This is a genomic window from Agriterribacter sp., assembly GCF_035445465.1.
Taxonomy (GTDB): Bacteria; Bacteroidota; Bacteroidia; order Chitinophagales; family Chitinophagaceae; genus Agriterribacter.
In genome coordinates this window covers 1-6267 of sequence record NZ_DAOMQT010000105.1, presented here as the reverse complement: position 1 = coordinate 6267, position 6267 = coordinate 1, and the positions used below count along the sequence as shown (strand labels likewise).

Sequence of the window (6267 nt, the reverse complement as noted above, 5' to 3'; positions counted from 1 at the left end):
AAATATTTAAAAATGAAGATAAGGTGGATGCGGTTATTTATGAAGGGTTAACCGTGGACTGCTGCCGGAAAGTGAATGCAAATTTTATTTTAAGAGGCATTCGCTATGTGAGTGATTTTGAATATGAAAAGGCAATTGCTGATATGAACCGCAGTCTCACCCCGGAAATAGAATCCATCTTTTTAACCTGCCTTCCGCAATATACTTCAGTAGCATCTACTTTGGTAAGGGATGTGCTCCGGAATGGTGGGAATGCCAACCAGTTTTTACCCGAACCGGTGGTAAGAGGGTTAAAAGAAAGCCTAAAAGTATAGATACAAAGACAATACCGTTTATTTTTAATGACAGGCTTTCGCTGCAGGGACTTAACTGCACTTATAACCTTTTATAATAGCCAAAATGCGATGATAAAGGGCTAATTTTATCTGTTAGTTAATAATCAGTAAATTTGGGAAAAGCATATATTACATGACAACAACAGCCATTCGAAAAAAGTTGGCCGACTATCTGAAAGTAGCTGATGATAAAAAAATAAAAGCTATTTACACCATGGTAGAAGATGAGATAACAACTGGTGAAAATAACTGGGATGCTAACTTTATTAAAGAGCTGAACCGGCGTAGCCGACAATTTAAAAATGCTTCTGCTAAAACATATTCTTGGGAAGAAACGAAGAAGGCGGCTATAGACAACATCAAAGCAAGAAAAAAATAATGCCCTATTCTCTTAGGCTTAATCAGCAAGCTCACGAAGAATTTATCCAAGCTTATGAATGGTATGAAGAAAAACGATCCGGGCTTGGTAACCAATTCATGGTTTCAGTTGAAAAGCGGTTGCAACAAATTAGTGAGAATCCAGGATATTTTGGCATACGTAAAAGTGCCCGCTACAGAGAAGCCAAGATAGAACACTTTCCTTATATGATTGTCTATGAATTCTTCAAACAAAAGGGATTGTTCATATAGCTGCTATTTACCACAGCAGCCGTAATCCAAAGAAAAAGTATAGGAAAATGAAATAATCCTTTTCACATAGTTGTTCGGGCAAGAACGCCTCGAACAGCATCATTCGCAACGGTGGAGATGCCACCCAGTTTTTACCGGAGCCAGTTGTGAAGGTCATTAAAGATAAAGAACTGATACAAAAACATTTTACCACATCATTTTTCTATAATGGTAACCGCAGAACTGAAGCGAAGATTATTAGCATCTGTGATATTGAAGTAATACGCTTGTGCATCGGCGGGTAAAATAGCGGATGCCCCGTTTTTATTGAATTGGGCAGGCAGCTGTATCCAGTTGCGGCTTTGCCAAACGCCGGCATCGGCTGTATAGCACAATACTGCTTTGCTTAGTGTTGTTTCTGAAACAATTTCTACCGCAACAATATTCTTTTGGATGGGGTTGTTAGTGATCTGCATCATTTTTTTACCGTCTTTTACCATCATATCAGCAAAGGCGAATATTTCAGGCTGGTTCCATATATGACCATGCTCGCTGGTAACCGGGATACAAAGGAGCGGGGGCGTTTTAGCAAGTGATACCGATCGCTGCCATATATCTAAAGAAAATGACCCATCATTACTGCCAATATACCACAGGCTTGGAACGGTAGAGGAAGGAATATACAATGAAGGATCCCATTTGGCTTTATAGGCATTTAACTGGGCAGCTGTCATCACTTTAAAATATCTTTCAAAATTAGATACGGTGGATTCGTGCAAAAAACCACAACCGTATACCGGCACAGCAAACGCGAAGCGATTATCTAATCCCATTACGGCAGCCGTTATTACTCCACCCCATGAAATGCCATGCAGGCCAATTTTTTCAGGATTAATTTCAGGAAAGGAGCGCAGCAATGAATTGGCCCTGATAACATCCGCTACTGCATGATAGAACCACTGCTCCCTGTCGGAAATTTCTATATCGCCAAAGCTGGTAATACGGGGTGGTCCGGCCTGTTCGTGCCATTCGCGGTTAGGGAAATCGCCTATAGGAAGATGCCCCTCCAGGTCCATAGCGATAGCGGCATAGCCACGATCTACCCAGGCCTGTACCCATTCCGGAAATGCGGTTCCACCACCGCCATGTGCACAAACCACTGCCGGCCATCCGCCTTTGGGCGGAGTGCCCACGGGTGCTTTATAGTAAGCAAATACCCTGGTTGGTTTTGCTTTAAACGTAATTCCTTCATAAAAAAAAGAACGCATACCTGCTACATGGCAACAACCTGTTTCATGCATAGGCGGTGTTTGATACAGTTCTTTTATATTCCATGGAGATGCGGGAATGCCTGTTTGCTGCGCATGTGCAACACCGGCAGACAGGAATAGCGTAAAAAGCAAAAGCTTTTTCATGGGTGAAACTATTAGAAAAATATGTATGGAATTGAACAGTAAAGATAAGGAGCATCGGGTGCAGACAGGCATACTCCCCTAAAGCATTCATTTTCTTTATATTTACACAAATCTTTTATAATGCCTTCCATTAACCGCCGGTCTTTTATTACCAAAACTTCTCTTGGTGCAGGAGCTGCGCTGGGTTTAGCTGCTTTACCTTCGCTGGCATCTCCCAAAAAAGATCCCTGGCAATGCGTGCACAACACCAATACCATGCAAACCACCATATCGGTAACCGGTTTGGTTGAGCCTGTAACCGTATTACAGATAGCGGATACGCATATCAGTTGCGATAATGAAACCGACAGGGAATATGAGCCGTACAGCGCCCGCATGAACAGGGCTTTTTTGCAGCCCAAACATTATAAAACAGGTGAACCCACTACTACCATGGAATGCTTTAAAGACATAATGCAGATGGCGAAGCAGGAGAAAGTAGATCTGATCGCTCTTGTGGGTGATATTGTTAATTACCCTTCGGCTACCGCTGTTGAGTTTGTGCGCTCAGCCGTTGAAGCTGCGGGTATCCCTCACATTTATACCGCCGGCAACCACGACTGGCATTATGAAGGCATGAAAGGATCATCCGATGAGTTGCGAAAGGAATGGTGTGAAAAAAGGCTAAAGCCGTTATATACGGGAAAGAACCTGTTTTATTCGTCGGATATTGTACGTGGCATTAATATGGTTACCATTGATAATTCTACTTACCAGGTAAATGAAGAACAACTGGCATTTTTCCGTAACCAGCTTAAAAAGCCTGAACCTGTTGCACTTTTCGTTCATATTCCGCTGTATATGTCATCCATGCGCATGTGTTGCGGTCATCCCGGGTGGGGTGCAGCCAGCGACAAAAATCATGAGATCGAACGCAGGGAACGCTGGTCTGCCACAGGTAACCAGGCTTCCACAACGGCATTTGTAAAAGAAGTAATGTTGGCACAAAAATTAACCGGTGTTTTTGCAGGACACTGGCACCAGTACTATTCTATATCGCAGCGGCAGGTTCACCAGCATCTTGCGCTCCCCGGATTTAACGGGCAGTACCGCATGATCAGGTTTCAGCCTTTGGTTTAGCATTGCAGCGCACACCATTACAGGCTGCTTAAACCGGGTTTCATATTTCGAATTGAATTTTGAATCTTATCTGCCCTGGCAGACAGGCCTGCCTGCCGGTAGGCAAGTTTGTTTTTTGTGGTTTGTTATTTGGTGCTTTTCATGTCAATCTCATACGTTCTCCAATCCATACTGTTTCAATATATCTGCCGGCACACCCTCCCATTTGTTGGGCATATTGCCTGCATAGCCTATATCCTTTACCCCCATTTCGCTGGTAAAAAAACCGGAAGCGGTAAGGTCGCGCATGCGGTTGAAAAAAGCAACGCCCTGTTCCATACCGGGCTTCACCTTTTCGGGCCAGGCAATGTCATTCACCATTTCAAGCTGCTGCTGCGGGTTGGCATCTTTAAAAGCGGTGCCATACCTGTTCATGCATTGCGAATCCAACCATCTTAATCCCCCGCGCATGGGAACCTGGTGCGAAGGAATATCCTTAACGATAAACTCTATGAACTCAGGCACTTTGGCATCTGAAGCGCTGCCTGATTTTTCATCTTTGGGTATAATGATATCAGCCAGCACGGTAATAGTGAGCATTTCATGATCAGTGAAAAACCGCTCTTCATTCAGCTTTTTGTTGCGTTCTACTTCAAAAGCCTCCCGCCCGGCATTATTGTTATCAGCAGTTACTGCCGTAGCTGTTGTTGCTTTTTTATCATCCGTTTTACAGGCTTCTAATAAAACGCCCGTTGAAATTGCGGTTAAACCAATGGCTTTAAGCGAGTCGCGTCTGTTCATAATATGAAAGGATTATAAGGCTTTTATACATTTAATTTCTTTCTTTGCTCAAGGATATATTCTGCCGTACGCAGCGATAAAGCAAGGATCGTCCAGGTAGCGTTTTTATCTCCCTGCTGCACAAAGGGCGCTGCATCCACCACAAACAGATTTTTGCAATCGTGGGCCTGGCACCATTTATTGAGCGCCGACTTTTTGGGATCATCCCCCATTCTTATGGTGCCCACTTCATGAATGATCCTGCCGGGTGCTTCGAGTCCGTAATTGTTTTCGGGGCCATGTGGATTTGATGTAACAATTGCGCCCATTTCATGCATAATAGACTGAAAGGTTTCCTGCATGTGTTTGGCCTGCTTCACTTCTTCATTGCTCCAGGTATAATGGAAGCGCAATACGGGGATGCCAAATTTATCAACAACATTAGGATCTATCTCGCAGTAATTCTCTTTCCTGGCAATGGCGGTGCCTCTTCCGGCCATACCAACACGGGCGCCATAAAAACGGCGGTAGTCATCTTTCAAAGCAGCACCAAAGCCGCCCGCCTGTTTGGGTTTGCCATCCCTTCCGGGCACTTTGCCATTGAGCCGGTGTATGCCCGATTCAAAACCATATGAAGGCATTCTCATACCACCTCCATATTCAATATGGTATCCACGGGGAAAATCCAGCTTTTTATTATCAAGCCACCAGGGTGAGTAAATATGTATGCTGCCGGCGCCATCTTCATTAAAGCGTTTGCGATCCATTAACTGCGGCAGGAAACCAGACAGGCTGGATCCTGTAGAATCATGCAGGTATTTGCCTACCACACCGCTGTTATTGGCCAATCCGTTAGGATGAGCCGCTGATTTGGAATTCAGCAGTATACGTGCCGATTCGCAGGCGCTTGCCCCCAGCACTACCGTTTTGGCGCTCACATGGTATTCCTGCATATCCTCTTTATTGATATAAGAAACGCCTGTAGCCTGTCCGTTTTTATCGGTAAGGATCTCTCTTACCATGGCATTGGTAATTACCTCCAGGTTTCCTGTTTTAATAGCGGGAATAACTAAGCAGGACGATGCCGAAAAATCGCCGTAGGTTTTACAACTGCGGCTGCATTGCCCGCAATAGTAGCAGGGCTGACGATCTTTGTTCCCCGGTATGGGTTCGGTAATAACGGATCCCCTGCCGGGTATAACGGTTACGCCCACTTTGGCGGCAGATTTCTTTATGAACAGTTCCGGGAGGCGTGGTTTGGGCGGGGGCATAAAAATACCATCGGGTTCATTTTCTATGCCTTCCACGCTGCCATAAATTCCTATCAGGCGGTCTATCTTATCATAGTAAGGTTTAATATCATCATAGGTAAAAGGCCAATCCTCCGTTAAGCCGTCTTTAGGCCTGAAATCTTCCGGCCCCATACGCAATGAAATCCTTCCCCAGTGATTGGTTTTGCCGCCCAGCATCCTGGAGCGGAACCAGTCGAACTCCGTATTATTTTTCCTCGTGTAGGGCTCACCATCTATTTCCCAGCCTCCGTAGGCCGCATCAAAATCACCAAAGGGACGAACGCTAGAAGCGCCACGGCGCGGAGATTCCCACGGCCATTTAAACTGCTGTGAATCCTTAGCGGGATCAAAGAATGGTCCTGCTTCCAGCATCAGCACTTTTATACCGGCATTGGCTAAAAAATGCCCGGCCATTCCTCCACCGGCCCCGGAGCCGATGATTACTACATCGTGAACTGTGGAAGATCTTTTTATTTGAAACTTTCCCATACTTAAATGATCAGGTTTAGAGCGTTATAACAAGAAGAATGTATTATCAGTTGTGTGAAATTTCAAAGTATAGCTACAGTGAAAAGCCTGCTGCTTTTATATGTAGAGTATGTATGGCCAGAAAGATACCCAATGTTACAAAGAAAATTTCAATGGAGTTGTCTTTATCTTGTTTTGGCAGTTAGCTTTAATTGTCCCGAGTTGTCCAAATTAGGTCAGCACATCCAATTTTTCGAGGATTTCCGAGAC

Annotated in this window: 7 protein-coding genes; 4 read left to right on the top strand and 3 right to left on the bottom strand. The window is 44.6% G+C overall.

Annotation, left to right across the window (positions count from 1 at the left end; all coding sequences use genetic code 11):
• The 3 genes from PLE34_RS21430 to PLE34_RS21420 form a co-directional block, all read left to right on the top strand.
• Positions 1 to 314, top strand: a 314-nt coding sequence (locus PLE34_RS21430; protein WP_502875903.1) for a pantetheine-phosphate adenylyltransferase, incomplete at its 5' end; no start/stop codon positions are given.
• 154 nt (positions 315 to 468) lie between these two features.
• On the top strand, positions 469 to 714 hold the full coding sequence (locus PLE34_RS21425; RefSeq protein ID WP_324560547.1) for a hypothetical protein: 246 nt from the start codon (positions 469 to 471) through the stop codon (positions 712 to 714).
• The gene (locus tag PLE34_RS21420; RefSeq protein ID WP_324560544.1) at positions 660 to 965 is read left to right on the top strand and encodes a hypothetical protein; all 306 of its coding nucleotides are present in this window, start codon (positions 660 to 662) and stop codon (positions 963 to 965) included. Before PLE34_RS21425 ends, PLE34_RS21420 begins: the two co-directional genes overlap by 55 nt.
• A gap of 194 nt (positions 966 to 1159) precedes the next feature.
• On the opposite strand, the gene PLE34_RS21415 is transcribed toward PLE34_RS21420, so the two are convergent.
• The gene (locus PLE34_RS21415; protein WP_324560541.1) at positions 1160 to 2359 is read right to left on the bottom strand and encodes an acetylxylan esterase; all 1200 of its coding nucleotides are present in this window, start codon (positions 2357 to 2359) and stop codon (positions 1160 to 1162) included.
• A 120-nt stretch (positions 2360 to 2479) separates the two neighbouring features.
• Here PLE34_RS21415 and PLE34_RS21410 point away from each other — a divergent pair, with 120 nt between their 5' ends.
• Entirely contained in the window at positions 2480 to 3478 is a 999-nt protein-coding gene (locus PLE34_RS21410) for a metallophosphoesterase family protein (protein WP_324560538.1), read from the top strand.
• A 150-nt stretch (positions 3479 to 3628) separates the two neighbouring features.
• Here PLE34_RS21410 and PLE34_RS21405 read toward each other — a convergent pair whose 3' ends face one another.
• Together PLE34_RS21405 and PLE34_RS21400 are read right to left on the bottom strand one after the other, a co-directional pair.
• The gene (locus PLE34_RS21405) at positions 3629 to 4258 is read right to left on the bottom strand and encodes a gluconate 2-dehydrogenase subunit 3 family protein (RefSeq protein ID WP_324560535.1); all 630 of its coding nucleotides are present in this window, start codon (positions 4256 to 4258) and stop codon (positions 3629 to 3631) included.
• Positions 4259 to 4281: 23 nt separating this feature from the next.
• Positions 4282 to 6018, bottom strand: a complete 1737-nt coding sequence (locus tag PLE34_RS21400) for a GMC family oxidoreductase (protein WP_324560533.1) — start codon at positions 6016 to 6018, stop codon at positions 4282 to 4284.
• Positions 6019 to 6267 lie beyond the last annotated feature (249 nt).